The following is a 26,272-nucleotide window of genomic DNA, read 5'->3' as shown; positions in this document are numbered from 1 at the left end:
CCGGATGAAGAGCAGGTTTCACGCGAAAGCCGGTGCCGGCCTTCTCGCATCCTGCTCTGGTCGTTTCCTGTCCCAATACCCTTTTCGACTGTTGTGGCCGGTCGTTCGGGGTGCTGCCAATTCCCTTGCGTGCATGTGCTCCCTGCATTCGGGCGCTTGCCGAGCCCGGGCGGATATGCTCGCCGCCTTGTCAGGCGGCGCGGCTGGTCCCACTCGCCGGCATGTCGCCATGGTCTTGCGCTCGGGCATAGACCTTGCCGAAGCGGTTGGCGAGGAAGGCCTGAAGCGTGATGTCCTCCTGTCGGACGAAGCCGCTTTGCGGGAGCGTGCCATCGGCGAGCAGATCGAGCACCGTGCAGATGCCCGCCGCGGTGGTGATCTGGATGGCGCTGCGCGTCACGCCGTCGACCAGGCCGCTATAGATCTTGTGGGCGTAGGTCTCCTGCACGAGGCGGCCACCTTTGCGTCCGCTCACCGTGACGAAGACGATGACGACGTCCTGCAAGGTGCTCGGCAGTGCGTTCTCGAAGATGTCCTTCAGCACGTCGCGACGATCGGCCAGGCGCAGATCCTGCAGCAGCACCTTCATGAGGGCGCAATGGCCGGGGTAGCGGATGGTGCGGTAGTTCAGCGTGCGGACCTTGCCGGCCAGCGTCTCGCAGAGCGTGCCGAGCCCGCCCGAGGTGTTGAAGGCCTCGTAGGTGACGCCGTCGAGCGAAAACTCCTCGCGCTCCTCCAGCGCCGGGACGAGGACATGCTCGCCATTGGCGATCGCCTCGCAGGGCTCGCAATATTCGTTGATGATCCCGTCCGTGCTCCAGGTCAGGTTGTAGCCGAGCGCGTTGGAGGGATATTGCGGCAAGGCGCCGACCCTGAGCTTGAGCGAGTCCAGCGTGTCGAAATCGCGCGCCAGATCGGCCGCGACGATCGAGATGAAGCCGGGCGCGAGGCCGCATTGCGGGATCAGCGCGGCCTTGGCCTCGACAGCCAGCTCCTTGACGCGCTTCGTGCTCGCGACATCCTCGGTCAGGTCGAGATAATGCACGCCGAGCGGGGCGGCAGCTTCTGCGATCAACGTCGTCAGATCGTAGGGCGCGGCACTCAGCACGGCGAAGCGGCCGGCGAGCAAGCGGTTCAAGGCTGCGGCATCGGCGATGTCGATCGTCTGGGTCGAGACGGTCGTGCTCTTGCGGATGCCGGCGAGCTGAACGTCGGAACGATCCGCCACGACGACGCGGTAATCGCCGCTTCCGCCGAGCAGATCGGCGATCGTCGCCCCGATCTTTCCCGCGCCAACCACCACCACGTCCCGCATCGTCTTCGTCCTCAGCTGCTATTCCTGAAAACGATGGTCGCTCGCGGCTTCATCGGATAGAAGCCATGAACACGACGATTCATATGGCATTTTTCGGCAGATCGCCGTAAGCATTGTACAAGATGACGATCGATCAGACTGACCGCCTCCTGCTCGTGCTCTTGACCGAGAACGCCCGCGCCTCGGTCGCCGAGCTCGGCCGCAAGCTCGGCCTGTCGCGCACCACCGTACAAAGTCGGATCGAGCGGCTGGAGCGGCGCGGCGTTATCGCCGGCTATACCGCGCGCCTCTCCGACGATCATGAGAAGGGGCTGGTCAAGGCGCATGTGCTGATCACGGCGATGCCGAAGCTCGCGCCCAAGGTCGAGACGGAGCTGCGTCGGATTCCCGAGGTCCGGACGTTGCATTCCGTCAGCGGGCATTTCGACATGATCGCGATCGTGGTGGCGCCCTCGATCGGCGAGCTCGACCAGCTTATCGACCGGATCGGCGGGTTGGAGGGCGTCGAGCGGACGATGTCCTCGATCATCCTCTCGACGCGGATCGAGCGCTAGCTGCCGACGCAGGGAATTCCATGGCTTGCCAGGTGCTGGTGCAGCCGCTTTGATCCCAGCCGGCCGTCTCTCAGGATGCGCCGGGTTCAATCACATCAATCAGCTTGCATACCAATCAGCTTGCATACCAAACAGCCTGCTCAAGCAGGTGGCTATCGGGAGAGACGCATGACGGTCGTTGCATTGTTCGGCGCTGGCGGAAAGATGGGGATGCGGCTTGGGCGCAACCTGGCCGGATCGCGTTTCCAGACGCGCCATGTCGAGGTCAGTCAGTCCGGCCGCGAGCGCGTGAAGCAGGCCTATGGCATGGATTGCGTCGACGCGGCCGAGGCCATCCAGGGAGCCGATGTGGTGGTGTTGGCGGTGCCGGACACCGCTGTCGGCGCGGTCGCGCATGACCTCGTGCCGAAGCTCGCCCCCGGCACCATGGTCGTCATCCTCGATGCGGCTGCCCCGCATGCCGGCCACCTGCCTGAGCGCGCCGACATCACCTATTTCGTCACCCATCCCTGCCATCCGCCGATCTTCAACGACGAGACCGATCCGGCGGCGAAGGCGGACCATTTCGGCGGCATCGCCGCCAAGCAGCATATCGTCAACGCATTGATGCAAGGGCCCGACGCGCATTATGCGCTCGGCGAGGAGGTCGCGCGTGCGATCTGGGCGCCGGTGATGCGCTCGCACCGGGTCACGGTCGAGCAGATGGCGATCCTGGAGCCGGGCCTGTCGGAGACCGTCTGCGCTACGCTGCTGGATGCGATGCGCGAGGCGATGGAGGAGGCGATCGCGCGCGGCGTGCCGCGCGAGGCGGCGCGCGATTTCCTGCTCGGCCATATGAACATCCTCGCCGCCGTGACCTTCGAGCAGGTCCAGGGCGTGTTCTCCGACGCTTGCAACAAAGCGATCGTCTTCGGCAAGGACACGATCCTCAAGCCGGACTGGAAGCGGCTCTTCGAGCCGGAGGAAATCGCCGAGAGCGTGCGCCGCATCACCTGAAGGGGCTGACCTGAAATAATCGGGCTCAATTCGGGTGATTGGGCTCCCCATGTAAACACGCGGTCACCCCGGGCGGGGCCCTCGGGTCCGATCTGCGATCAGCCCAAGGATAAACTCCGCGCCGGTCCGGGATCCGAAGCGCGTCATGGTCGGGCTTGACCCGACCATCTCGTAAACCAGAGTGCTCTGGTCATGAGATTCTCGGGGCAAGTGTTCGTTCTTGAGAGAACTGCCCGAGAATGACGCCCAGCGATGGATCCCGGATCTGCGCGGCGAAGCTTACGCCCTATCGCGCGCGCTTTGCGCCGACCAGCTCGTCCCATTTGCGGAAGGCCACGACCATCTTCTCGGGCTTCAGCGGCAGCTCGATCGGATTATTGGCGATGAGGTCGGCATATTCCGGGCGGCCGAATTCGGCGATGACCTTCTGGCTGCTTTCCGGGGCGAGCGAGAGCGGCACGTTCTTCACCGCCGGGCCCGGATAGAGATAGCCCTCGTCATAGGCATAGGCCTGCGCCTTGGGCGTCAGCACATAGGCCATCATGTCGAGGACCACGGCGAGGCGGTCATTGGGGACGCCCTTGGGCACGCACATGAAGAAGGCATCCGAGACCCAGTGGAAGCCTTTCAGGGTCTGGATCTTCGCCTCCTTCGGGACGATGCCGAGCGCGCGTGGATTGATGTCCCAGCCGGTGGTCGAGATGATGATGTCGCGCGAGCCGTCGCCGAACTCCTTCATCGTCGCGCCGGTGCCGGCCGGGTAATATTCGATGTATTGGCCGAGTTCCTGGAGATAGGCCCAGGTCTTGTCCCAGCCACCGACCGGGTCCTGCGGGTCCTTGTCACCAAGGATATAGGGCAGGCCCATCATGAAGGTGCGGCCCGGTCCCGAATTGGTCGGGCGGGCATACATGAAGCGGCCCGGATTGGCCTTGGCCCAGGCGAGCAGCTCTTCGGCCGTCGTCGGCACGGCCTTCACCCGCTCGGGGGCGTATTCGAGCAGGGGGCCTGACGGGTAGTAATTGACCACGACGCCGAAGCCGTCGCCCTGGACCTTATGCAGGTTGAGCGCCGCCGGCTCGTAGTTCTCTTCGATCTTTGGGAATTTGTCGGCGAAGTCGGGCAGGATCTTCAGCCAGAGCTTCTGGTCGAGCCCGGCCGCGAGGCCATCGCTGCCGGTGAGGACGAGGTCAATGTCGGCGCGGCCGGCATCCTGCTGCGCCTTGATCTTGCTGGCGAGCTCAGGTGCGGGCGCCTTCACGAAGGCGATGCGCGAGACCAGCTTGGGGTTGGCCGTGCGGTAATCCTCGAAGGCTTTCTGCATCAGGGCGAGCGCACCACCGACATCGATGATGCTGATCGTGACCGGCGCGCTCGGCAGTGGAGGCGAAGCGGCGAAAGCGCCCGGTGCACCGGCTGCGATTGCGCCCAGACCGCCCAGCACTGTGCGGCGGTTGATGCTCGTAAGATCCTGTTTCATCCGGTCTCTCCCCTGTTGTTGTGACTGGCTAGTTCCAACGCGTTTTCTTCACGCGAACCGGTATCCACTTCGCTCGAAAACGCTCTAATGCACCGTCTCGATCGTGCCGAAACGGCGTTCGATTCTGTCGATCCGCACGCGCCGGACCTTGAGAGCGTCGGACCATTCGACCTCGCTGTCCGCGAGTGCGATGCCATGAGCGGCCAAGGCCGGCGCAAGCACGGCAAGCGGGTGGCGCGAGGCCATCGCGATCGCTTCATCCGGGGTTGCGAGCCCCCAGGTGACGACGTTGCGGATGGCTGCATCGAGGCACAGCGCCGAGCCTGCGAGCAGGGCGGTGCCAGTCTGCCGGACCGAGCCGTCGGCGAGGCGCTCGACGCTCATGCCGGCGAAATCGTAGCGGCCCGGCCCGGCTGCCGCGCCGACCACCGCGTCGGTGACGAGGATCGAGCGTGCAAATCCCTTCGCCCGGATCAGCGATTGCAGGGCTTTGGGATGGATGTGAATGCCGTCGGCGATGAAGCTCGCCCACATCCGATCCTCGGCGAGCTGGGCGAAGATCGGGTTGGCGAGCTTGTGGGCGGTCTGCGGCATGCCGTTGCCGAGATGGGTCGAGAGCGTGGCGCCGGCATTGGCTGCCGCCGCGACCTGATCGAAATCGGCGGCGGTGTGGCCGAGCGCGACGATGCGCCCTTGCCGGGCCATGGCCTGGATCAGCGCCGCGGCGCCCGCGATTTCCGGCGCGACCGTCACCATCAGGATCGGCCGCTTGAGCCCCTTCTGTAGGCGCTCGACGAGTCCGGAATCGGCTGCCGTCATCGCGTCGGGCGGGTGGCAGCCGGCATAGCCGGCGGCGGGATTCAGGAAGGGGCCTTCGAGATGGTAGCCGGGGCACATCGCCGGCCCCAGCCGGCTGGCGGCGACCGCGGCGTCGAGCGCCTTGAAGCGCGCTTCCAATTCATCGGGATGGGCGGTGATGATCGTCGGCAGGCAGGTCGTGACGCCGGTCGCGAGCATCGCTTCCAGCGCCCGGTCCAATTCGGCGGCGGTGATCGTGCCGGAATTGAAGTCGACGCCGGCGAAGCCGTTGACCTGGAGATCGACGAGACCGGCCGAGATCCGCATCGCGCCGCCTCAGGCCTTGGCCAGCAGCGACGCCGCCGGCGGGTCGAGGAACAGCACCGTGTTGGGGTGGGTCTGCAGGATCGAGGCCGGGTGCAGCGGGCTCACCGGGCCTTCGACGGCGTCGCGGGTCGCCCTGGCCTTGCGCTCGTCGGGCACGGAGAGGACGATCAGCTTGCTCGTCATGATCTGCCGCACGCTCATCGAGATCGCGCGCTGCGGCACGGCTGTGAGGCTCTCGAACCAGCCTTCGCCGAATTGCTGGCGGCGGCAAGCTTCGTCCAGCGTCACCACGATATAGGGCTCGGTCGTCTCGAAATCGGCCGGCGGATCGTTGAAGGCGAGGTGGCAATTCTCGCCGATACCGGCGAAGCAGACATCGATGCGCTGGCCGGCGATCAGCGCGTTCAGCCGCTGCGTCTCCGGTTGCGGGTCGTTTTCGCCATCGACAGGGATGAATGTGACCGCTCCACCCAGGGGAGCAACGAAACGCTCGCGCAGATAGCGCCGGAAGCTCGCCGGATGGGCCTCGCTCAGGCCGACATATTCGTCGAGATGGAAGGCCGTGACCTTCGACCAGTCGATACCCTCGGCCGCGACGAGATGCTGCAGCACCTCGAACTGGCTCGCGCCGGTGGCGACGATGATCGTTGCCTCGCCATGGCGCGCCAGCGCCTCGCGGATCGCGGCCGCGCCGAGCGCGGCAGCCTGGGCGCCGAGGGTCACCTTGTCGGGAACGATGCGAATGTCGAGCATGGTATTTTTGAACCGATTGCGCTTGTTTTTGTTTGAAAACCTGTCGATCGAGTTTAGAAAGGCGCACAATAAAGGCAATCGATATTTTTGAACGGCAATGTTCTAAAAGGGAGTGCTATGGCGCTTGCGAGCCTCGACGAGAGCGTCTTCTCCAATGCCCATGAGCGTGACCGCGCCCGGGTCTACGGGCTGGTCGCTACGGGGCTGGCCCAGTCGCGCGCCGAGGCCGGGCGGCTTTCGGGTTTGCGCTCCACCACCGTCTCGCGTGTCGTCGCCGATCTGGCGGCGCGCCGCCTCATCGTCGAAAGCGTTGGGGAAACGGCGGGGCGGGGCCGGCCGGCGGGCGTGCTGATCGCCAATACGCGGCGCATTGGCGGTAGCGTGATCCATGTCGTCAGCCAGTCGCTGATGGGTGCCTTGGTCGACCTCAACGGCCAGATCATCGCCGAGCGGGGGGTCGCGATCTCGCCCGAGGCCGACAACGAGGCGATGTCGCGCGCGATGTGCGGCCTGGCGGCCGAGCTGAAGGAGGCGACGCCGCTCGGCATGGCCCATGCCGGTACCGTGGTTTCGCTATCGGGCCTGCTCGACCTGCGGGAGAAGCGCTGGCTGATGGCCTCGCGCTGGCCGCGCATGCGCAATCTCGACATCCAGGCCCTGCTCGACCGCGTCGCCGGCCCGGTCGAGATCTGCCGCAATCTCGACGCCGAATTGCGGGCTCGGGTCGCGCGTGATCCCGGGCGCTTCTCGGGCGGTACGCTGCTGCTGCATTGGGGCTGGGGCATCGGCCTCGCCCATGCGGTCGATGGCGAGCCCCTGGCGCCGGCCGGTGGCCCGTTCGGGGAGATCGGCCATTGGCGTTTCTCGGTGCTTGGCGAGCGGCGCTGCGGTTGTGGCAACACCGCTTGCCTGGAGACCGGAGCGGCGCTGTGGGCGCTGCTGCCGGTCCTGCGCGGCCATTGGCCCGAGCTTGACGAGGATGAGGCCGATCTCGGCGAGCAGTTCTCCGGCCGCGACCTGATGCGCGTGCCCGAGATCGACGCGGCGGCGCGCATCCTGGCGCGGGCGCTGGCCAATGCCTGCCGCCTGCTCTTTCCCCAACGCATCATCGTCAGCGGCCCGCTGGTCGCCAATGCCCGGCTCTGGGCGCATTTCGATGCGCTGTTTCGGGCGGAGGGCGCGATGGAAGGGCTCGCGGTGCCGCAACTGACCAGCGTGCGCGCGAGCCAGGATCACGAGATCCAGGGCGCGGCGGCGCCGTTGCTCCGCCGCGCCACTGAGGCACTCCTGAAGGGGCCGTGATTCAGGACAGCGGCCAGCCCTTGGGCGAGGATACGGCCCGCATCACGCCGCGCAATTCCGCCAGGCCTTTAAGCCTGCCGATGATCGGGTAACCGGGATGGGTCGGCCTGCCGATGTCGTCGAGCAGTTCATGGCCATGGTCGGGCCGCATCGGGATGCGCCAGTTTTCATCGCCCGCGAGGCGGCGGCGCTCCTGCTCCTCCAGCAGCACCGAGACCAGCGCGACCATGTCGGTGTCGCCGTCGAGATGGTCGGCTTCCATGAAGGAGCCGTCCGGCTCCTTGGCGACATTGCGCAGATGCGCGAAATGGATGCGGCTGGCGAAGCGCTTGGCGATGGCGGGCACGTCGTTGTGCGGGCCGGCGCCGAGCGAGCCCGAGCACAGGGTCAACCCGTTGGCGATGCTGTCTACCGCGCCGAGCACGAAGGCGATGTCGTCGCCGCCCGAGACGATGCGCGGCAGGCCCATCAGCGAGCGTGGCGGATCGTCGGGATGGATGGCGAAGCGCATGCCGAGCTCTTCGGCGGTCGGGATGATCTCGCGCAGGAAGCGCGCCAGGTTCTCGCGCAGGATCGCCGGCGTAATGCCGCGATAGCGGTCGAGCATGCGCCGGAGGCCGGGGATGTCGTAGCGGTCGAAGGCGCCGGGCAGCCCGGCCATGATCGTCGCCAGCAGCTGGGCCTTGGTGCTCTCGGAGGCGGCCTTGGCCCAATGCCGCGCGGCTTCCAGGGTGGCGGGAGCAAATTCGGCTTCCGCGCCCGGCCGCTCCAGCATGTAGCAGTCGAAGGCCGCGAACTCGACGATGCCGAAACGCAAGGCGCGGCCGCCGCCGGGCAAGGGATGGGCGAGTTCGGTGCGCGTCCAGTCCAGTACCGGCATGAAGTTGTAGCAGATCGTCTTGACGCCGCAGGCGGCGAGGTTGCGCATCGAGGCGCGGTAATTCTCGAAGAGCGGGGCGAGGTCGCCTTCGTTCAGCTTGATCCGCTCATGGATCGGCAGGCTCTCGACCACGCTCCAGCGCAGGCCGAGCGACGGGTCGGCTGCGATCAGCGCCTTGCGCTCCTCGATCGCGGCAATGCTCCAGACCTCGCCATAGGGGATGTCGTGCAGGGAGGTGACGATCCCGCGCGCGCCCGTCTGCCGGATCTGCGACAGCCCGACCGCGTCGTTCGGGCCGAACCAGCGCCAAGTTTCTTCCATAACGTCTCTCCCTGCGGGCGCTTGCTGCGCCGCCAGTATCTTGTCTCAGTCCCGTGGCGGGCCGAGTCTGCTCTTGTCGAAGGCGTCGACATGCGCTTGTGCGATCGCCTCGATCGCGTCGAAAACGGTGCGCAGATGGGCGCGCATCGCGGCTTCCGCGCCGCTTGCATCGCCGCGGCCGACACAAGCCGCGATCTCCTGGTGCTCCCTGAGGATCATGTCCGACCAGGACGGCGTCTCCAGCGAGAGGCAGCGCACCCGGTCGAGCTGCGCCTTGACGGCCTCGATCATGCTCCAGACCGAAGGGTAGCCGGCAAGGCGCGACAGTTCGGCATGGAAGCTCTCGTCCAGGCGAAAGAAGCCCTTGCGGTCGCCTGCCGCCATGGCCTGGCCCTGCTGCGCGACGAGAGCGTCGAGCCGCGCCTTGCCGGCGGCGTCGATACGCTCGGCCGCCAGGACGACGGTGCGGCATTCCAGTGTTTCGCGCACGAACTGGCTGTCATGGACGGCTGCGAGGTCGATCGGTGCGACGAAGGTGCCTGCTTGCGGCCGCACGAGGAGGAAGCCCTCATCGACCAATCGCTTGAAGGCTTCTCGCACCGGCGTGCGGCTGACCCCGAATTGCGCTGCCATGCGCGCCTCCGACATCGCCTTGCCCGGCAAGATCGCGGCATCGAGGATATTGGCCCGAAGCGCACGGTAAATCTGATCGGCGCTTTGTCCCGCCGTGGAGAAGGTCATTGCATTCTCACTCGCTAGTATACTAGCATACCAATGCCGCGATCAGAGCGTCAACCGTCCTCGGGCGGAAGGCGTCACGGAGGTAGCAAAGGGGAGACCCGGCGCGATGTCCGAATGAAACAACACAGCGGCGGACATGATCGGGGAAGAGGCCATGGCACGGGACAGGACCAGCGCGGACGCATCTCGCCTCGAGTGCGCTCTCCCAGCAGCAGCGCTCGCCGTCTCGCCTCTCAGCGCATGATCGTGCCCGTGTTTTCGCTCGGCCCCATTCCCTTGTTCAACGCTTCGCTGCCGCCTGCTCCAGGCGGCCTGCGCCTGCCCTCAATCCCGTGGCTTCCATGACAATACACGCAGCGAATTTCCGCGAGCTCAGGCTCGATCGACTCAGTCGCGATTTCGGCACGCACAACGCGCTGAAGGACGTCTCCCTGACGATCAAGAAAGGCGAGTTCATCGCGCTTCTCGGCCCATCCGGCTGCGGCAAGTCGACGACGCTGAACCTGATCGCCGGTCTCCTGCCCGCAACGGGCGGCGGCATCTGGCTCGACGACAAGCGTATCGACCCGCTGCGGCCCGAAGAGCGCGGCTTCGGCATGGTGTTCCAGAACTATGCGCTGTTTCCGCATATGAATGTCCGCCGCAATATCGGCTTCGGGCTCAAGATGCGCGGCCTACCCAAGGCCGAGATCGACAAGCGCGTCGACGAGGCGGCCGCGCTGGTGCATCTGCAGAGCCAGGTCGACAAGCTCCCCGGCCAGCTTTCCGGCGGCCAGCAGCAGCGCGTCGCGATCGCCCGCGCCATCGTTGTCGAGCCGCCGCTGGTGCTGATGGACGAGCCCTTGTCCAATCTCGACGCCAAGCTGCGCCTCGAGATGCGTGCCGAGATCCGCCGCATCCACAACACGCTCGGCGCGACCACGATCTATGTCACGCATGACCAGGAAGAGGCCCTGTCGCTCGCCGACCGCATCGTGGTGATGCGCGATGGCGAGGTCCGCCAGGTCGGCGGGCCGGAGGACCTGTTCTCGCGGCCCGATCATCTCGACGTCGCCGAGTTCATGGGCTTCCGCAACGTCGTGGCCGGGCGCGTTACCTCCGTCGAGGGCGGCGTGGCGCAAGTCTCGGTCGGCCCGGCCAGCGTGACCGGGCGGGTTCGCGGCACGGTCGCTGCGGGCGCGGCCTGCCATGTCGCGATCCGGCCGGAAGATCTGAATCCGAGCACCGAAGGCGGGCTCAAGGCGACGATCATCTCGACCGAGTTTCGCGGCCGTGAATTCGTCGGCTTCGCGCGTATGGAGGACGGCACCAACCTGTCCTTCCTGGCTCACACCAAGCTGGAACCCGGCACGAATGTCACGCTCGGAGCCGATCCCGAGCGCGTGCTCGTCTTCGGCGGGGGGGCGGCATGAGCGCTGTTCCCGACACGATCCCGCTGCAGCAGCGGCTTGCGGCTCGCGGCGTCGACGGCTTGACCCTGCTGGTCCTGCCGGCGGTGCTGTTCCTGCTGGCGCTGTTCGTCTACCCGTTCCTTTACGGCCTGGTCTTGTCCTTCAACCCCAAGAGCGGCGGCGCGCTGGCGAACTACACCAAGTTCTTCTCAGATTCGTTCCTCTACGGCACGATCGCGACGACGCTCTGGCTCGCTTTGCCGGTGACGCTCCTGACCTTGCTCTTCGCGGTCCCGATCGCCTTCCGCGTCAGGCTGCTGCAACACCAGCGCCTGCTGACGACGCTGCTGGTGATCCCGATCACGCTCGGCACCGTGCTGGTCGCGCAGGGGTTGTTGAACTATCTCGGCCCGCAGGGCTGGTTCAACCGGACCCTGCTGACGCTCGGCCTGATCTCGACTCCGATCAAGCTTCTGCACAATTACTGGGGCGTCATGCTCTCGCTGGTGATCACCGGCTTCCCTTTCACCTTCCTGCTGACGCTGTCCTATCTCTCGGGCATCGATCCGGCGCTGGAGCGGGCGGCGGCGACGCTGGGGGCAGGCCCCTGGCAGCGTTTCAAGACCATCATGTTCCCGCTGCTGCTGCCGGGGCTGGCGATCACCTTCTGCCTCAGCTTCGTGCAGGCCTTCTCGGTCTTTCCGTCGGCCGTGCTGCTGGGTGCGCCGGCGGGCCCGACGCGGGTGATCTCGATCGCAGCCTATCAGGCCGCCTTCGAGGAGTATGATTATTCGATGGCCTCGGCGGTGGCGATGATCATGGGCGTGGTTCAGCTCGGGATCGTCGTCCTGGTCCTGAGCGCGCGCGGCCTGCTTTATCGCGGCCCGGCCGGCGGCGGGAAGGGCTGACGATCATGGTTGCAGATACCCGCCTCTCGACGAAGCTCTGGGCCGCCGCCAACTGGGCTGTCATCGGCTTCTTCCTGCTCAACCTGCTGGGGATGATCGCCACCGTGGTGACGAGCTCCTTCGCCACGCGCTGGCTTGGGACATGGTTCCCGGCTGGCTGGACCATACGCTGGTACTCGGCCGCCTGGGCCGAGTTCCAGCTCGACGAGGTGCTGAGCGTCACCTTCCAGATCGTCTTCTTGGTGGTCCTGCTGTCGGGATTGATCGGCGTGCCCGCTGCCTATGCGCTGGCGCGGCGCGAGTTCCCCGGCAAGCGGCTCGTCATGCTGCTGTTCCTGCTGCCGCTCCTGGTGCCGCCGATCACCTTCGGCATTCCGTTGGCGACAGTGCTCTACCGGCTCGGCCTCGCCGGGCAGATGTCGGGCGTCGTGCTCGCCAATCTGGTGCCGACAGTGCCCTTCGTCATCCTGGTGATGATCCCCTTCATCGAGCAGATCGACACCAAGATCGAGGCGGCGGCGCGCGTCTTCGGCGCCAACACCTTCAAGCTCTTCGTGCATGTGCTCCTGCCCTTGCTGATGCCGGGCATTCTCGCCTCGCTCCTGCTCGTGCTGGTGCGCACCATCGCGATGTTCGAATTGACCTTCCTCACCGCGGGGCCGACCAGCCAGACGCTGGTCGTGGCGCTCTACTACGCCGTCTTCGCTGCCGGCGTGCGCGCCGTGCAATCGATCGACGCGATGGCGGTGGTCTACATGGTCACGACGCTGATCTGGCTCGTGATCGCGCTGCGCTTCGTCAACCCGACGCAGATCGTCGGGCGGGGAGGGCGACGCTGACGGGAAACTAGCGCAGCCGGCGCGGCGCCGGCTGCGGAGGGATGAATTCAAGGCCCCGGCGTGCCCTGTCAAAGGGGGCGGATAGAGGGTCGAACCTTCAGGGAGAGAGCCATGACAAATTCGACATATCCGACACGCAGACGCGTCGTGGCCGGCGCGGCGGGACTTGCCGCGCTGGCAGCGACGGGGGCCCGCGCCCAGGCCGCGCCGGTGGCGCTCAACATCATCGATGTCGCGGGCAATCTGCAATTGACGCAGGCCGCGATCGAGCGCTTCGGCAAAGACAATCCCAAGCTGATCTCGCGATTGAATTTTTCGCGGGCACCCTCACCGGAACTGCCGGCGAAGCTCAAGGCGCAGCAGGAGGCCAACCGCGTCGATATCGACCTCGTCCTGACCGGGCCGGGCGCGATGTCGGACGGCATCCAGCAGGGCCTGTGGGTCGATGTCTGGAAATCGCATACGGCGAAACTGCCCAAGGCCGAGGAGGTCTATCACGAGCAGGCGCTGATGATGCAGCGCAATTTTGGCCAGAACGAAGGCGTCGCCGTCGTCTATTCGCCGTCGGGCCCGCTTTTCGAATATGCGCCCGAACGCCTCAAGGTCGTGCCCAAGACGGCCGAGGAGTTCCTGGCTTACGTCAAGCAGAACCCGAAGCGCTTCACCTATGCCCGGCCGGTCAATTCCGGCCCCGGCTGGACCTTCCTGCAGGGCCTGCCTTACATCCTGAACGACACCGATCCGTCCGACCCGATGAAGGGCTGGGACAAGAGCTGGGCCTATCTCAAGGAGCTCGGCACCGGCATCGACTACTATCCAGGCGGCACCACGCCGACGATGAAGGAACTCGGCGAGGGCACGCGCGACGTCATCGTCTCGACGCTGGGCTGGGACATCAATCCGCGCGCGCTCGGCATCGTGCCGAAGGAGGCCAAGGTCTTCGTGCTCGCCAACACGCACTGGATTCCCGACACCCAGTTCATGTGCATCCCCAAGGGCGTGCCGGCCGACAAGATCGCCGTGCTGCTGGCGCTGATGTCGCATATGCTGAAGCCCGAGGCGCAGGCCGCGACCTATGACAAGGGCTATTTCTACCCAGGGCCGGCGGTGAAGGGCGTAACGCTTGCCATGGCGCCGCAGGAGAGCCGCGACGTCCTCAAGGAATATGGCCGGCCGGAATATGACGACCTCATCGCCAAGCTGCCGACCAGGCCGCCCTTGACGCCGGAGCGTCTCGTCGCCGCCTTCCGGCGCTGGGACCAGGAGATCGGCGTCGGGCACGGAGCACCGAAATAGGATGCGCTTCGCCGCTGCAGGGCTGGACCACCGCCATATCTTCCACATGGTGGGCGGACTCATCGAGGCCGGCGCGCAATGCGTCGGCTTCGATCCGCGGACCAGCGACGAGCGCGTGCTTTCAGGCTTCCGCGAGCGCTTTCCCGCTCTCGCGCCGCGCAGCACGGACGAACTTCTCGACGATCCCTCGGTCGAGCTGATCGTCTGCGCCGGCATTCCCGATGAGCGCGCCGCGCTCGCGATCCGCGCGATGCGGGCCGGCAAGGATGTCATGGTCGACAAGCCCGGCGTCACCACGCTGGCGCAACTGGCCGAGGTCGAGGCGGTCGTAGTGGAGACCGGCCGCATCTTCTCGGTCTGCTTCTCCGAGCGCTTCATCGTTCCCGCGACCATCATCGCCGGCAAATTGATCGCGGACGGAGCGATCGGGCGCGTCGTGCAGACGATCGGACTTGGTCCGCATCGGCTCAATCGCGCGATCCGGCCCGAATGGTTCTTCGACAAGGCCAGGTTCGGCGGCATCCTGACCGATATCGCCTCGCATCAAATCGACCAGTTCCTGCACTTCACCGGTTCGCGCGAGGCCGAGATCGTGGCCTCGGCCACCGGCCATTTCGGCGTAAACGATCTGCCGGATTTCGAGGATTTCGGCGAGATCCTGCTGCGCAGCCCGCAGGCTGGCGGCTATATCCGCGTCGACTGGTTCACCGCCGATGGCCTGCCGACATGGGGCGATGGCCGGCTCACCATCCTGGGGACAGAAGGCACGATCGAGCTGCGCAAATACGTCGATATCGCAGGCCGAGCGGGAACCGACCATGTCTTCCTCGTCGACAAGACTGGCACGCGCCATATCGACGCTTCACAGGAGCCATTGACCTATTTCCGCAATCTCGTCGCCGATATCGGCGCGCGGACGGAAATGGCCATGGCGCAGGCCCATGTCTTCACGGTCTGCCGTTTGGCGCTGGAGGCGCAGGCCAAGGCTGTTGGGTTGCAGGGGAAAACGCCAGGGAGTCTGGTCGCGTGACGGGCAAGGTCGGCATCGCCATCATCGGGCTTGGGCCGGCTTCGCTGCCGCATTCCAAGAGCCTGCTTGATCTCGCGGATCGCAGCCAAGTGCGCTGGGCGGTCAGCCGCTCGCAGGTGCGCGGTGACGCCTTTGCCCGGCAGTTTCCCTTCCCTGTGACGACCGATCTCGACGCCGTGCTGGCGGACCCCGCCGTCGATGCGGCGATCGTTCTGACGCCGCCGAGCAGCCATCTCGATGCATCGGCACGCTGTCTCGAAGCCGGCAAGCATGTCCTGGTCGAGAAGCCGCTGGAATTGACGAGCGCGCGTGGCGCGCGCCTCGTCGAGGTAGCGCGAAAGGCCGGCAAGGTCTTTGGCGTCGTGCTGCAGCATCGCTTCAGGCCGGCGAGCCTTCGCCTCAAGGCGGCGCTGGACGGCGGCGAACTCGGCAGCGTCGAGGCCGCCTTCCTGCGCGTGCCGTGGTGGCGGCCGCAATCCTATTACGACGAGCCGGGGCGCGGCACGCTGGCGCGCGATGGCGGCGGCGTCTTGCTGACGCAGGCGATCCATTCGCTCGACCTGTTTCGTTCGCTGGTCGGCGTTTCCAAGGTCGTCGCGGCGCAGGCCCGCATCACGACTTTGCACCGCATGGAGACGGAGGACTACGTTTCGGCCCTGCTCGAAACCGGTAGTGGTGCGCCCGCGACATTGGTCGCGACCACGGCCGCCTATCCCGGCCACCCCGAGCGCATCGAGATCATCGGCAGCAAAGGATTTGCCGCATTGGTCGGCGGCCGGCTGGAATTATCGTTCCTCGACGGTCGTTCCGAGATCGTCGAGGCCGAGGGCTCGACCGGCAGCGGCGCCAACATCATGGATTTCCCGCATGACGCCCATCGCGCCGTGATCGCGGATTTCCTGGATGCGATCAGGCAGGGCCGCGATCCGGTCGTGACCGGCGAGGAGGCGCTGACCTCTCAGCGGCTTGTCGACGATATCCTCGCGGCAGCAGGCTGGAAGGCTGGCGAGGGAGCCGCGCCATGAGGCCAGGCTCGCGCCGCTCAAGCGTTCTAGAGCGATTTCCGATCCAATTGGATCGTTCAATTGCTCTAGCCTTTTGTTTTGGCGCGTTTTCTTCACGCGAACCGGTGTCCACTTCGCTCGAAAACGCTCTAGGGCAGCCGGGTCTCCGGCCGCAGCCGCACGATCTCGGCGCAGGCGAGCAGCAGATGGTAGAGCACGCGCACCGGAACTGGCTCGATGATGGCCTGCCCGGCGCTGTCGATCTGGTTGACCCAAAGCCCGGTCTTGCGATCGACGAAGCGCTCGAACATCAGGCCCAGATGGCCGTCGAGCCGGTCGGACGCGGCCTCGTCGCCCTCGAACTCGATCCGTGCGACGAGCGCCTTGAGATATTCGGTCTGGGGCCAAAGCAGCGCCGCGCCGTTCAAAACCGCTCCGTTGGGGTCGATCTCGTTGATGACGGGATGCGTCGGGCCCTGATCGCGGTGCCGCTCGGCAAAGCCGTAGAGCCGGCGAGCGTCGATGCGGGCGCTGGCGGAATGCGTCAGCCGCTCATGGTGGTAGAGCAGCCAGGTCCATTCGTAATGGTGGCCGGGCTCGCGGACGAGGCCGCGCGGCTCCGGCCAGGCACTCCAATCCTCGCCGAAAAACTCTCCGAGCGAATCCGTCGCCTCGTCGAGCATGCGCCTGCGCATCAGCGCGACGACGGCGTCCGCGCGGGCGAGCCAGCGCCTGTCGCCGCTGGCCTCGGCCAGAGCGTGGCAGGCTTCGAGCAGGTGCATATGCGGGTTCTGCCGACGCGGCAGGGTGCCCAGCGTATCCTCCCCGAAGCCGCCATCGCGATGGGCGAGCTGCGTCTCGATGAAGCCCATCACCTCTTCGGCTCGCGCCAAGGCCTGGCCATCACCGCTCGCCCTAGCGAACCAGCCGAGCGAGAACAATACGAAGGCGAGATCGTAGAAATCGGACCGCGCATCGACCAGCTCTCCGCTGGCCCTGCAGCGATGGCTGAAGCGGCCATCGGGGCGCCGGCAGGTCTCCCAGAGGAAGGCCATGCCGTGGCGTGCGGCGTCCAGCGCACCGGGCACGCCGAGCAGATGCGCGTGGCTGAAGGCGTAGGTCAGGCGCGCGGTTACCAGCGTGCTGCGGATGTCGCTGCCGGAGGCCGCGCCGCCGGGCTCGAGCATCTCGACGAAGCCGGGCCGCGCGGGGTCGTAGACGCGCGCGAGCCAGCCCGGCAGCAGCGTTTCCCTCAGCCAGCCCGAAAGCGTCTCGGCGGTGTCGGCAGGCATGGCGTCGTCCTTTGCGGGCCTCGGCGGCGGAACATCTCGAAGGTGATGTATCGGGACGCCGCGAGCTTCGACAAGTGCGTGGCGCGACCACGCGTCCTTTCATTTCCGCATCCAGATTGGTGCTGCGGCCGACGACGGCAGGCCTGACTCGACGGAGTTCCAGCCTGACGAAACAACCAAGCAAGGGAGACAAACCATGACAGACGATCAGAGGACAAGGAAGCCGGGCGCTTCGCGCCGGCAATTCGTCGAAGGCGGCGCAGCCGTGCTGGCGACCCTGCCGGCCCTGGGTGCGACGGGCGCCTTCGCGCAGGCGCTGGCACTGCCGAAATCGCCGGTTGCGATCAGCGTGATCGATGTCGGCGGCGCGCTCGCTTTGCTGCAGAAGCCGCTCGAGAATTATCGCGACGCCAAGAAGAATCTGGTCTCGCGCATGACCTTCACCAAGGCGCCGGCACCGGAGCTGCCGGGCAAGATCAAGGCGATGCAGGAGGCCGGCCGGGTCGATATCGACCTCATCATCGGCGGCCTGGATGCGCTCTCGGCCGGTATCGAGCAGAAGCTCTGGGAGCCGCTCCTGCCGGCTCACGCCGCATCGCTGCCCGATCCGACCAAGATCCTGCTCAAGGCCGCGCTCGACATGCATAATCTCGGCGGCGGCCAGGGCATGTGCGTGGTCTACTACCCCTCCGGACCGCTGCTCGAATACATGCCGGCCAAGGTCAAGACGCCGCCGACCACGGTCGAGGAGCTGCTGACCTGGACCAAGCAGAACCCCAACCGCTTCCTCTATGCCCGTCCGGCCAATTCCGGCCCGGGCCGCACCTTCATCATGGGGCTGCCCTATCTGCTCGGCGACAAGGATCCCAAGGATCCGGTCAATGGCTGGGACAAGACCTGGGCTTATCTCAAGGAGCTCGGACAGAACATCGAATACTACCCGACCGGCACCGGCGCGACGATGAAGGAGCTCGGCGACGGCTCGCGCGACATGATCGTCTCGACCACCGGCTGGGACATCAATCCGCGTGCGCTCGGCATCGTGCCGAAGGAAGCCAAGATCCAGACACTGAAGGGCTTCCACTGGGTCTCCGACGCCCAGTACATGTTCGTGCCCAAAGGCGTCTCCAGCGAGAAACTCGCCGTCATCCTCGACCTGATCAGCCACACGCTGACACCGGCGCAGCAAGCCTTTACCTATGACGAGGGCTATTTCTATCCGGGTCCGGCCGTGAAGGACGTGCCGCTCTCGATGGCGCCGGAAAGCAGCCAGAAGGCGATCGCCGAATATGGCCGGCCCGAATATGCCGACCTGATCGCCAATAATCCGATCGAGACGCCGCTGACGCCCGACAAGATGGTGGTGGCCTTCCGCCGTTGGGACGAGGAAGTCGGCACCAAGCGGAAATAAGTCTTCCGCTGGCCGGTTCAGCCCGAAACGAGAAGGCGGCGCGGTTCATCCGCGCCGCCTTTTTCGTATGGGCTCGGTCTCTCGGCTCAGGCGGCTTGCGCGAGGAAGCGCTCGGCGTAGTGGCAGGCGACGAGGCGCTGGTCGAGCTCCCGGGCCGGCGGGCGCTCGCTGCGGCAAAGATCCGTCACATGCGGGCAGCGGGTCGAGAAGACGCAGCCCTTGGGCGGGTTCAGCGGCGAGGGCAATTCGCCCTTCAGCACGATGCGCTCGCGCTTTTCCGTGGTGACGCGCGGCGTCGAGGCGAGCAGAGCCTGGGTATAGGGGTGCAGCGGGCGGGCGAAGATGGCCTGCTTGGGGCCGTGCTCGATGGCATGGCCGAGATACATCACCATCACGTCATGGGCGATGTGCCGGACGACGCCGAGATCATGCGAGATGAAGAGATAAGCCAGCCCGAACTCGTCCTGGATGTCGGCGAGCAGGTTGAGCACCTGGGCCTGGATCGAGACGTCGAGCGCCGAGACCGGCTCGTCGGCGACCAGCAGTTTCGGCGAGAGGATCAGCGAGCGGGCGATCGCGATGCGCTGGCGCTGGCCGCCTGAGAACATATGCGGGTAGCGGCTGTAATGCTCGGGGCGCAGGCCGACCTTGGCCATGATAGCGCGCGCCTTCTCGGTGCGCTCGGCCTTGCTCAGCTTGGTGTTGATCAGCAGCGGCTCCTCAAGGATCGCGCCGATGCGCTTGCGCGGATTGAGCGAGCCGTAAGGGTTCTGGAAGACCATCTGCACCGTACGGCGCAGCCTCGTCCTTTCGGAAGAAGGCGGGTGGATCGCGTCGAGGCCGTCGAGCGTCAGCGTGCCCGATGTCGGGGTCTCGATCAGGGTGGCCATCCGGGCGAGCGTCGATTTCCCGCAGCCGGATTCGCCGACGACGGCGAGTGTCTTGCCGGGGGCGACGGTGAAGGAGACGCGGCTGACGGCCTGCAGGCTCGCCGGCGCACGGAACAGGCCGCGCTTGACCGGATAGGTTTGCGTCAGTTCGCGCGCATCGATGACCGGGTTCGTCACGGCGTCGTCTCCGGGGCCGCGAGCTGATTGCCGCCGACCGCGCGCAGGGCGTCGCGCTGCGGATCACCGAGCGGGTAATGGCAGCGGATCTGCCCGTCCTGCCAAGGCCGCAGCTCCGGCTGGACCAGGCGGGAATGGTCGGTGGCATAGGCGCAGCGCGGGCTGAACAGGCAGCCCTTGGGCCGGTCATGCAGGCCCGGCACCATGCCAGGAATGGTCGCGAGCCGGTGCTCGCCCTCGCTGCGCTCGGGCAGGGCGGCCAGCAGCGCGGCGGAATAGGGGTGCTGCGGGGCCGCGAACAGCGAAGCGACGTTGCGCTCCTCCATGATCTGGCCGGCATACATCACCATGATGTGCTGCGCCGTCTCGGCGACCACGCCCATATTATGGGTGATCAGGACCAGCGCCATGTCGCGCTCGCGCTGCAGCGAGATCAGGAGATCGAGGATCTGCGCCTGGATGGTGACGTCGAGCGCGGTGGTCGGCTCGTCGGCGATCAGCAGCCGCGGATTGCAGGCGATCGCCATGGCGATCATCACGCGCTGGTTCATGCCGCCCGACAACTGGTGCGGATAGGCCTTCATCCGGCTCTCGGGAGCGGGAATGCCGACCTGCTCGAGCAGTTCGATCGCGCGCCGGCGCGCCGCCTTGCCGTCCATGCCCTCATGCTTCCTGAGCGTCTCGGCGATCTGGAAGCCGATGGTGAAGCAGGGATTGAGGCTGGTGCTCGGCTCCTGGAAGATCATCGCGACATCCTTGCCGGTGAGCTTGCGACGCTCCCGGTCGGACATGGCGAGCAGGTCGCGTCCGCCGAACATCAGGCGGTCGGCGGTGATCTTGCCGGGATAGGCGACGAGGCCCATCAGCGCGAGCATGGTGACGCTCTTGCCGGAGCCGGACTCGCCGACGACGCCGAGGATCTCGCCCTCGTCGAGCGTCAGGCTGATGCGATCGACGGCCTTCAGCGTGCCGGCGGAGGTCGGGAATTCGACGCTCAGATTCTCGATTTCGAGCAGCGGCATTGTTCTAGCGTTTCAGTTTGGGGTCGAGGGCGTCGCGCAAGCCATCCCCGAGCAGGTTGAAAGCGAGCACGGTGATCAGGATCGCCAGACCCGGCAGCGTCACCACCCACCAGGCGCGCAGCACGAACTCACGCGCATCGGCCAGCATCGTGCCCCATTCAGGCGTCGGCGGCTGCGCGCCCAGGCCGAGGAAGCCCAGCGCTGCGGCGTCCAGGATCGCTGTGGAGACGCCGAGCGTCGCTTGCACGATCAAGGGGGCGGTGCAGTTGGGCAGCACTTCGCTGAACATCAATCGCAAGGTGCCCGCGCCGCTGACCTTGGCGGCGACGACATAGTCCTTCGAGGTCTCGGCGATGACGGCGGCGCGCGTGATCCGGACATAATGCGGCAGAACCACGATCGCGACGGCCAGCATCGCGTTCATCAGGCCCGGCCCCAGGATCGCGACGATGACGATGGCGAGCAGCAGGCTCGGCATCGTCAGCACGATGTCCATCAATCGCATGATGACGATTTCGGTGATGCCCTTGAAGAAGCCCGCGACCAGGCCGAGCACGATGCCCAGCGCCATGGCGAGCGCCACCACGGCGATGCCGATGACCAGCGAGAGGCGCGCGCCATAGAGCAGGCGCGAGAGGATGTCGCGGCCAATCGCGTCGGTGCCGAGCGGATAGCTCCACGAGCCGCCTTCCTGCCAGGCCGGCGGCTTCAGGAAGACGGCGTTGTTGGTCAGATAGGGCGAATGCGGCGCCAGCACCTCGGCGAAGACGGCCGCCAGCAGCACGATGACGATGACGATAAGGCCGGCAACCGCGCCGCGATTGGCGCTGAAATAGCTCCAGAACTCGCGCAAGGGATGAGGCGGGGCGCCCGCCGGGACGGTTGCGCTCGGGGCTTCCAGGGTTTCAGCGGTCATGGTTCAGCGCCCCTCAACGTGCATGGCGGATGCGGGGGTTGATCAGGCCGTAAAGCAGATCGACGAACAGATTGACGCTCATCACCACGACGCCGATCAAGAGCGTGCCGCCTTGCAGGATCGGGTAGTCGCGCCGGCTGATCGCCTCGATCAGCCATTTGCCGATGCCCGGCCAGGAGAAGATCGTCTCGGTCAGGATCGCGCCGGTGAACAGCACGCCGACCTGCAGGCCGATCACCGTGATCACCGGAATCAAAGCGTTGCGCAGGGCGTGCAGCGCGACGACGCGCAACGGCGCCATGCCCTTGGCGCGCGCAGTGCGGATATAGTCCTCGCCCAGCACCTCCAGCATGGCCGAACGCGTCATGCGTGCGATCACGGCAAGCGGCACGGTGCCGAGCACGATCGAGGGCAGAACGAGATGCGACAGCGCCGATTTGAAGGCGTCCCAATCGCCCGCCAGCAGGCTGTCGACGGTGAGGAAACCGGTGACGGGCTCGATGTAATATTGAACCGCGATGCGGCCCGAGACCGGCGTGATACCGAGCTGGACCGAAAACAGCAGGATCAGCAGCAGGCCCCACCAGAAGATCGGCATCGAATAGCCCGTCAGCGACAGGCCCATCACGCCGTGGTCGAAGATGGAGTTTCGCTTGACCGCGGCGATGATGCCGGCGGGCAGTCCGATCGCGAGCGCGATGAAGATGGCGCAGAGCGCGAGCTCGATCGTCGCCGGGAAAAGCGCGTTGAATTCCGAGATCACGCTCTCGCGGGTGACGATCGACTTGCCGAGATCGCCATGCAGCACGCGGCCGATATAGATGCCGTACTGGACGAGCAGGGGCTGGTCGAGGCCGAGCTCCTTGCGCAGCATCTCATGGCGCGTCGCGTCGATGCCGCGCTCGCCGGCCATGGTCTCGATCGGATCGCCAGGCACGAGCCGGATCAGGAAGAAGGCCAGCATCGTGATGCCGATGAAGGTCGGGATCACGAGACTGACGCGTGTGAGGATGAAGCGAAGCATCGGAGCCCCAGTCTTGTCGGCCTGTTCGCCGCGTGAACCGATCGTCGCGACAGATTTTATTTGGTCCTGTTACAACGAGCTCGAGCGCACCTGCAAATCCTGCCTGTGGATTAGGCAATCCGGGCGCGGCGTTGAGAGGGCCGCGTCCGGTTTTTCAGGTCATTTCGCCAGCGAGACGCCGACGAAGGGCTGGCCGCCGAAGAAGTGGATCTTGTAGTCTTTGACGTCCTTGCGCACCGGCGTGAAAGCCTGCGCATTGGCGAAGAGCAGTCCGCCGACATCCTCCTGGAAGATTTCCTGCATGCGCACGAACATCTTGGTGCGCTCGGCCTGGTCGGTGATCGTGTTGGCCTTGGTCAGGAGATCGGAGAACTCCTTGTTGCACCAGCGCGCCCGGTTGGCGCCGGATTTGACGCCGTCGCAATGCCAGCCCGAGAGCAGGATCTGGCTCGGATCGGGATAGTCCCAGGTATAGCCGAACATGCCGACCTCATGGTCGCCGGCACGGCCGCGCTTGAGATATTCGCCCCATTCATAGCTCTGGATCTCGGCCTGGACGCCGATCTTGGCCCAATCGGCCTGGATCAGTTCGGCGGCGCGCCGGCCATTGGGCATATAGGCGCGCACCACCGGAATGGCCCAGAGCACGGTCTTGAAACCGTTGGGGTAGCCGGCCTCGGCGAGCAGCGCCTTGGCCTTCTCGGGGTCGTAGGGGCGCGGCTTCAAGGCGTCGTCATGCGACCACAGCGAGGGCGGCACGAGCGCCGCCGCCTGCTTGCCGGTGCCCTGATAGACCGCGTCGATGATGGCGGGGATATTGGTCGCGTAAACCAGCGCCTCGCGCACGCGCTTGTCGTCGAAGGGCTTCTTCTGCTGGTTGAAGGCAAGGAAGCTCTGATCGGCAATGCTGCCCGAGAGCATGGTCAGGTTGGTGTCGGCCCGCATCGCCGGCAGGTCGCCGGGATTGGGATAGCGCGCGATCTGGCACTCGCCGGACTTGACCTTGGCGTAGCGCACCGAGGCGTCGGGCGTGATCACGAAGATCAGGTCGTTGACCAGCGCCATGCGGTCGCGATTGCCGACTGCCTTGGTCCAATGGTCCGGCACCGCCTTGAAGCGGATCGTCGCATCCTTCTGATAGATGACGAGGGAGAAGGGGCCGGTGCCGATCGGCGCCTGATTGACCTGCTCGGGCGTGCCCGCCTTCATCATCGCATCGGCATATTCGGCCGAGAGGATCGACATCGGCTCGACCGAGAGCGCGCTCAGGAGCGGTGCGTAGGGCTTGGTCAGCGTGAGCTTGAGGGTGTAGTCGTCGAGCTTCTCGACCGCCTTCAGGCTCGGCTTCACGATCTCGCCGAAGAATTGGTAATTCGAGCCGCCGACTTTGTAATAGGGGTGGTTCTCGTCGAACATCCGCGTGATCGTGAAGACCGCGTCGTCGGCGTTGAAGTCGCGCGTCGGCGTGAAGATCTTGCTGGAGTGCCACTTCACGCCGCGGCGCAGCTTGAAGGTGTAGGTCAGGCCGTCATCCGAGATCGTCCAGGATTCGGCGAGGCTGGGAATGATCTGCGAGCCGCCGCGCTCGGTCGTGACCAGCTTGTCGTAGATCTGGGCCGCGACATCATAGGCGGTGTTCTGCGACGAGAATTGCGGATTGAGGAAATCGGGACTCGCTTCGGAACAGACGACGAGGGTTTGCGCGCCAGCCGTACTCGGCTGCAGGAGGGCGCTCAAGCCAAGGGCCGCAGCGGCGGCGAACATGCGAACGGACATGGTGGTCTCTCCGAAGACAATCAAAGGCCGAGCAGGATGCGAAAGCCGGTTTCCGCTTTTGTAAAATCCGCGCTGGGCTCTTTGTCTTTTTACGCGTTTTCTTCACGCGAACCGGTAGCTACTTCGCTCGAAAACGCTCTAGCAAAACGGGCGCGGCTCGAAAGCCGCGCCCAACCGTCAGTGCATCAGGCGGGCCGAGGCCTCAATTGGCGATGTCGACGCCGTAGAAGACATGGCGGCTGAAGGGCGAAAGCTTGAAGTCCTTCACCTCCTTGCGGATCGGCTTCAACTGCACCGCATGCGCAATGGTGAACCAGGGCGACTGCTCCTTGAAGATCACCTGAGCCTGGCGATAGAGCTCGGTGCGTTGCGCCGGGTCGGAGATCGTCTTGGCCTTCTGCACCAGCTCCTCGAAGGCCGGGAAGCAGAACTTGGCGACGTTCGAGCCGTTGGTCTTGGCGGAATCGCAGCCGAGCAGGGTGTGCAGGAAGTTGTCGGGATCGCCATTGTCGCCGGTCCAGCCGAGCATGCCGGTCTGGTGTTCGCCATTCTGCATGCGCTTGCGGTACTCGCCCCACTCAAAGCTCTTGATCTCGGCCTTGACGCCGACCTTGGCGAGGTCGGCCTGCATCAGTTCGGCGATGCGCTTGGCGTTGGGATTATACGGACGCTGCACCGGCATCGCCCAGAGGTCGATCTCCATCCCGTTGGGATAGCCCGCCTCGGCCAGCGCCTTCTTGGCGGCGTCCGGATCGAAGGGATCATCCTTGATGGTCTCGTTATAGGACCACATCGAGGGCGGGATCGGGTTGATCGCGGCGATGCCGCTCGACAGATAGACCGCGTCGATGATCGCCTTCTTGTTGATCGCCATATTGACCGCGTGGCGGACCTTGACGTTGTCGAAGGGCTTCTTGGTGGTGTTGTAGGCGAGGTAGCCGATGTTCAGACCCGGCTGCTCCAGGATCTGGACATTGGCGTCCTTCCTGATCGCGTCCAGATCGGCCGGATTCGGATAGGGCATGACATGGCATTCGCCCTTCTGGAGCTTGGCCCAGCGGACGGAGGCGTCAGGCGTGATCGCGAAGATCAGGTCGTCGATCTTGGCCTTGCCGGCCCAGTAATCCGGAAAGGCCTTGTAGCGGATGATCGCGTCCTTCTGGTACTGCACCAGCGAGAACGGGCCGGTGCCGATCGGATCCTGGTCGATCTTTTCAGGCGTGCCGGCCTTGAGCATGGCGTCGGCATATTCCTTGGACTGGATGCTGGCATACTGCATCGCGAGGTCGGAGAGGAACGGCGCCTCGGGCTGGTTGAGCGTGATCTTGACGGTGTAGTCGTCGACCTTCTCGACCGATTTCAGCAGCTTGGGCATGCCCATGTCGTTGAAATAGGAGTGGTTCGAGCTGGTGACTTTGAAATACGGGTCGCTCTCCTTCCACTGCCGGTCGATCATGAAGATGAAGTCGTCGGCGTTGAAGTCGCGCGTCGGCTTGAAGGCGCGAGTGTTGTGCCACTTCACGCCCTTGCGCAGGCTGAAGGTGTAGGTCAGCCCGTCCGCCGAGATCTCCCATTTCTGGGCGAGCGCCGGCTCGACCTTGGTGCCGCCGCGCTCGAACTGCACGATGGTGTCGTAGATCTGGGTGTTGGCGTCGAAGGAGGTGCCGGTGGTGTTGATGCTCGGCGCGAAATTCTCGGGGCTGCCTTCGGAGCAATAGATCAGGGTCTTGGCCATCAGCGGCTGTGCCGCGATCAAGGCCGACGCCGAGAGCGTGGCCAGCAAAATCTTCTTCATGATCAGCTTCCCCAGTTTGTGATCGCGCGGATCG

At 65.5% G+C, this 26,272-nt stretch carries 23 protein-coding genes; 10 read left to right on the top strand and 13 right to left on the bottom strand.

What is annotated here, in order from left to right; all coding sequences use genetic code 11:
• Positions 1 to 190: 190 nt before the first annotated feature.
• Complete coding sequence (locus BHK69_RS00390) at positions 191 to 1,315, bottom strand: saccharopine dehydrogenase family protein (RefSeq protein ID WP_069688385.1); 1,125 nt, start codon at positions 1,313 to 1,315, stop codon at positions 191 to 193.
• A 122-nt stretch (positions 1,316 to 1,437) separates the two neighbouring features.
• On the opposite strand from BHK69_RS00390, the gene BHK69_RS00385 reads away from it, so the two are divergent.
• Together BHK69_RS00385 and BHK69_RS00380 are read left to right on the top strand one after the other, a co-directional pair.
• The gene (locus BHK69_RS00385; protein ID WP_069693243.1) at positions 1,438 to 1,869 is read left to right on the top strand and encodes an Lrp/AsnC family transcriptional regulator; all 432 of its coding nucleotides are present in this window, start codon (positions 1,438 to 1,440) and stop codon (positions 1,867 to 1,869) included.
• A 168-nt stretch (positions 1,870 to 2,037) separates the two neighbouring features.
• The gene (locus tag BHK69_RS00380) at positions 2,038 to 2,865 is read left to right on the top strand and encodes a phosphogluconate dehydrogenase C-terminal domain-containing protein (protein WP_069688384.1); all 828 of its coding nucleotides are present in this window, start codon (positions 2,038 to 2,040) and stop codon (positions 2,863 to 2,865) included.
• Positions 2,866 to 3,151: 286 nt separating this feature from the next.
• Here the strand turns inward: BHK69_RS00380 and BHK69_RS00375 are convergent, their stop codons facing one another.
• From BHK69_RS00375 to BHK69_RS00365, 3 genes are all read right to left on the bottom strand, one after another.
• On the bottom strand, positions 3,152 to 4,345 hold the full coding sequence (locus tag BHK69_RS00375) for an ABC transporter substrate-binding protein (RefSeq protein WP_069688383.1): 1,194 nt from the start codon (positions 4,343 to 4,345) through the stop codon (positions 3,152 to 3,154).
• Positions 4,346 to 4,429: 84 nt separating this feature from the next.
• Positions 4,430 to 5,470, bottom strand: coding sequence for an N-acetylglucosamine-6-phosphate deacetylase (locus BHK69_RS00370; RefSeq protein WP_069688382.1), 1,041 nt, complete (start codon positions 5,468 to 5,470; stop codon positions 4,430 to 4,432).
• Positions 5,471 to 5,479: 9 nt separating this feature from the next.
• A complete protein-coding gene (locus BHK69_RS00365) occupies positions 5,480 to 6,223 on the bottom strand; it encodes a glucosamine-6-phosphate deaminase (RefSeq protein ID WP_069693242.1) in 744 nt (247 codons plus the stop codon).
• A 117-nt stretch (positions 6,224 to 6,340) separates the two neighbouring features.
• On the opposite strand from BHK69_RS00365, the gene BHK69_RS00360 reads away from it, so the two are divergent.
• Positions 6,341 to 7,525, top strand: coding sequence for an ROK family protein (locus BHK69_RS00360; RefSeq protein WP_069688381.1), 1,185 nt, complete (start codon positions 6,341 to 6,343; stop codon positions 7,523 to 7,525).
• A gap of 1 nt (position 7,526) precedes the next feature.
• Here the strand turns inward: BHK69_RS00360 and uxuA are convergent, their stop codons facing one another.
• Together uxuA and BHK69_RS00350 are read right to left on the bottom strand one after the other, a co-directional pair.
• Entirely contained in the window at positions 7,527 to 8,726 is a 1,200-nt protein-coding gene (uxuA, locus tag BHK69_RS00355; protein WP_069688380.1) for a mannonate dehydratase, read from the bottom strand.
• A 45-nt stretch (positions 8,727 to 8,771) separates the two neighbouring features.
• Positions 8,772 to 9,467, bottom strand: a complete 696-nt coding sequence (locus BHK69_RS00350) for a GntR family transcriptional regulator (RefSeq protein ID WP_069688379.1) — start codon at positions 9,465 to 9,467, stop codon at positions 8,772 to 8,774.
• 341 nt (positions 9,468 to 9,808) lie between these two features.
• Between BHK69_RS00350 and BHK69_RS00345 the strand changes: the two genes are divergently transcribed.
• The 6 genes from BHK69_RS00345 (at position 9,809) to BHK69_RS00320 (ending at position 15,956) form a co-directional block, all read left to right on the top strand.
• Positions 9,809 to 10,879, top strand: coding sequence for an ABC transporter ATP-binding protein (locus BHK69_RS00345; protein WP_069688378.1), 1,071 nt, complete (start codon positions 9,809 to 9,811; stop codon positions 10,877 to 10,879).
• Positions 10,876 to 11,766 carry an ABC transporter permease gene (locus BHK69_RS00340; protein ID WP_069688377.1) on the top strand — a complete coding sequence of 297 codons (891 nt, stop codon included), beginning with the start codon at positions 10,876 to 10,878 and terminating at the stop codon, positions 11,764 to 11,766. The genes BHK69_RS00345 and BHK69_RS00340 overlap by 4 nt, the downstream gene beginning before the upstream one ends.
• Before the next feature lie 5 nt (positions 11,767 to 11,771).
• Positions 11,772 to 12,605: an ABC transporter permease gene (locus BHK69_RS00335; protein ID WP_069688376.1), complete on the top strand. Its 834-nt coding sequence runs from the start codon at positions 11,772 to 11,774 to the stop codon at positions 12,603 to 12,605.
• A 111-nt stretch (positions 12,606 to 12,716) separates the two neighbouring features.
• The gene (locus BHK69_RS00330; RefSeq protein WP_069688375.1) at positions 12,717 to 13,901 is read left to right on the top strand and encodes an extracellular solute-binding protein; all 1,185 of its coding nucleotides are present in this window, start codon (positions 12,717 to 12,719) and stop codon (positions 13,899 to 13,901) included.
• 1 nt (position 13,902) lies between these two features.
• The gene (locus BHK69_RS00325; RefSeq protein WP_069688374.1) at positions 13,903 to 14,931 is read left to right on the top strand and encodes a Gfo/Idh/MocA family protein; all 1,029 of its coding nucleotides are present in this window, start codon (positions 13,903 to 13,905) and stop codon (positions 14,929 to 14,931) included.
• Positions 14,928 to 15,956 (top strand): Gfo/Idh/MocA family protein, encoded by a 1,029-nt coding sequence (locus BHK69_RS00320; protein ID WP_069688373.1) that lies wholly within the window; start codon positions 14,928 to 14,930, stop codon positions 15,954 to 15,956. The genes BHK69_RS00325 and BHK69_RS00320 overlap by 4 nt, the downstream gene beginning before the upstream one ends.
• A gap of 128 nt (positions 15,957 to 16,084) precedes the next feature.
• Here the strand turns inward: BHK69_RS00320 and BHK69_RS00315 are convergent, their stop codons facing one another.
• Positions 16,085 to 17,227 (bottom strand): AGE family epimerase/isomerase, encoded by a 1,143-nt coding sequence (locus tag BHK69_RS00315; RefSeq protein ID WP_069688372.1) that lies wholly within the window; start codon positions 17,225 to 17,227, stop codon positions 16,085 to 16,087.
• Between the two features lie 196 nt (positions 17,228 to 17,423).
• Here BHK69_RS00315 and BHK69_RS00310 point away from each other — a divergent pair, with 196 nt between their 5' ends.
• The gene (locus BHK69_RS00310; RefSeq protein ID WP_069688371.1) at positions 17,424 to 18,638 is read left to right on the top strand and encodes an extracellular solute-binding protein; all 1,215 of its coding nucleotides are present in this window, start codon (positions 17,424 to 17,426) and stop codon (positions 18,636 to 18,638) included.
• A gap of 86 nt (positions 18,639 to 18,724) precedes the next feature.
• Here BHK69_RS00310 and BHK69_RS00305 read toward each other — a convergent pair whose 3' ends face one another.
• The 6 genes from BHK69_RS00305 to BHK69_RS00280 form a co-directional block, all read right to left on the bottom strand.
• Positions 18,725 to 19,705, bottom strand: a complete 981-nt coding sequence (locus tag BHK69_RS00305; protein WP_069688370.1) for a peptide ABC transporter ATP-binding protein — start codon at positions 19,703 to 19,705, stop codon at positions 18,725 to 18,727.
• Positions 19,702 to 20,727, bottom strand: a complete 1,026-nt coding sequence (locus BHK69_RS00300) for an ABC transporter ATP-binding protein (protein ID WP_069688369.1) — start codon at positions 20,725 to 20,727, stop codon at positions 19,702 to 19,704. The genes BHK69_RS00305 and BHK69_RS00300 overlap by 4 nt, the downstream gene beginning before the upstream one ends.
• A gap of 4 nt (positions 20,728 to 20,731) precedes the next feature.
• Positions 20,732 to 21,643: an ABC transporter permease subunit gene (locus BHK69_RS00295; RefSeq protein ID WP_069688368.1), complete on the bottom strand. Its 912-nt coding sequence runs from the start codon at positions 21,641 to 21,643 to the stop codon at positions 20,732 to 20,734.
• A 13-nt stretch (positions 21,644 to 21,656) separates the two neighbouring features.
• Positions 21,657 to 22,667 (bottom strand): ABC transporter permease subunit, encoded by a 1,011-nt coding sequence (locus BHK69_RS00290; RefSeq protein WP_069688367.1) that lies wholly within the window; start codon positions 22,665 to 22,667, stop codon positions 21,657 to 21,659.
• Between the two features lie 159 nt (positions 22,668 to 22,826).
• Positions 22,827 to 24,443, bottom strand: coding sequence for an ABC transporter substrate-binding protein (locus BHK69_RS00285; protein WP_083269026.1), 1,617 nt, complete (start codon positions 24,441 to 24,443; stop codon positions 22,827 to 22,829).
• Between the two features lie 202 nt (positions 24,444 to 24,645).
• Positions 24,646 to 26,238, bottom strand: a complete 1,593-nt coding sequence (locus BHK69_RS00280; RefSeq protein WP_069693241.1) for an ABC transporter substrate-binding protein — start codon at positions 26,236 to 26,238, stop codon at positions 24,646 to 24,648.
• Between the last annotated feature and the right edge of the window lie 34 nt (positions 26,239 to 26,272).

Origin of the sequence: Bosea vaviloviae, from assembly GCF_001741865.1 — a bacterium.
GTDB lineage: Bacteria > Pseudomonadota > Alphaproteobacteria > Rhizobiales > Beijerinckiaceae > Allobosea > Allobosea vaviloviae.
This window is presented reverse-complemented; position numbering and strand designations above follow the sequence as displayed.

Excerpts from the sequence above, each read along its gene's own strand:
- BHK69_RS00390 (WP_069688385.1), bottom strand. The coding sequence starts at position 1,315 with ATGCGGGACGTGGTGGTGGTTGGCGCGGGAAAGATCGGGGCGACGATC.
- BHK69_RS00385 (WP_069693243.1), top strand. The coding sequence starts at position 1,438 with ATGACGATCGATCAGACTGACCGCCTCCTGCTCGTGCTCTTGACCGAG.
- BHK69_RS00380 (WP_069688384.1), top strand. The coding sequence starts at position 2,038 with ATGACGGTCGTTGCATTGTTCGGCGCTGGCGGAAAGATGGGGATGCGG.
- BHK69_RS00375 (WP_069688383.1), bottom strand. The coding sequence starts at position 4,345 with ATGAAACAGGATCTTACGAGCATCAACCGCCGCACAGTGCTGGGCGGT.
- BHK69_RS00370 (WP_069688382.1), bottom strand. The coding sequence starts at position 5,470 with ATGCGGATCTCGGCCGGTCTCGTCGATCTCCAGGTCAACGGCTTCGCC.
- BHK69_RS00365 (WP_069693242.1), bottom strand. The coding sequence starts at position 6,223 with ATGCTCGACATTCGCATCGTTCCCGACAAGGTGACCCTCGGCGCCCAG.
- BHK69_RS00360 (WP_069688381.1), top strand. The coding sequence starts at position 6,341 with ATGGCGCTTGCGAGCCTCGACGAGAGCGTCTTCTCCAATGCCCATGAG.
- uxuA (WP_069688380.1), bottom strand. The coding sequence starts at position 8,726 with ATGGAAGAAACTTGGCGCTGGTTCGGCCCGAACGACGCGGTCGGGCTG.
- BHK69_RS00350 (WP_069688379.1), bottom strand. The coding sequence starts at position 9,467 with ATGACCTTCTCCACGGCGGGACAAAGCGCCGATCAGATTTACCGTGCG.
- BHK69_RS00345 (WP_069688378.1), top strand. The coding sequence starts at position 9,809 with ATGACAATACACGCAGCGAATTTCCGCGAGCTCAGGCTCGATCGACTC.
- BHK69_RS00340 (WP_069688377.1), top strand. The coding sequence starts at position 10,876 with ATGAGCGCTGTTCCCGACACGATCCCGCTGCAGCAGCGGCTTGCGGCT.
- BHK69_RS00335 (WP_069688376.1), top strand. The coding sequence starts at position 11,772 with ATGGTTGCAGATACCCGCCTCTCGACGAAGCTCTGGGCCGCCGCCAAC.
- BHK69_RS00330 (WP_069688375.1), top strand. The coding sequence starts at position 12,717 with ATGACAAATTCGACATATCCGACACGCAGACGCGTCGTGGCCGGCGCG.
- BHK69_RS00325 (WP_069688374.1), top strand. The coding sequence starts at position 13,903 with ATGCGCTTCGCCGCTGCAGGGCTGGACCACCGCCATATCTTCCACATG.
- BHK69_RS00315 (WP_069688372.1), bottom strand. The coding sequence starts at position 17,227 with ATGCCTGCCGACACCGCCGAGACGCTTTCGGGCTGGCTGAGGGAAACG.
- BHK69_RS00310 (WP_069688371.1), top strand. The coding sequence starts at position 17,424 with ATGACAGACGATCAGAGGACAAGGAAGCCGGGCGCTTCGCGCCGGCAA.
- BHK69_RS00300 (WP_069688369.1), bottom strand. The coding sequence starts at position 20,727 with ATGCCGCTGCTCGAAATCGAGAATCTGAGCGTCGAATTCCCGACCTCC.
- BHK69_RS00295 (WP_069688368.1), bottom strand. The coding sequence starts at position 21,643 with ATGACCGCTGAAACCCTGGAAGCCCCGAGCGCAACCGTCCCGGCGGGC.
- BHK69_RS00290 (WP_069688367.1), bottom strand. The coding sequence starts at position 22,667 with ATGCTTCGCTTCATCCTCACACGCGTCAGTCTCGTGATCCCGACCTTC.
- BHK69_RS00285 (WP_083269026.1), bottom strand. The coding sequence starts at position 24,443 with ATGTCCGTTCGCATGTTCGCCGCCGCTGCGGCCCTTGGCTTGAGCGCC.
- BHK69_RS00280 (WP_069693241.1), bottom strand. The coding sequence starts at position 26,238 with ATGAAGAAGATTTTGCTGGCCACGCTCTCGGCGTCGGCCTTGATCGCG.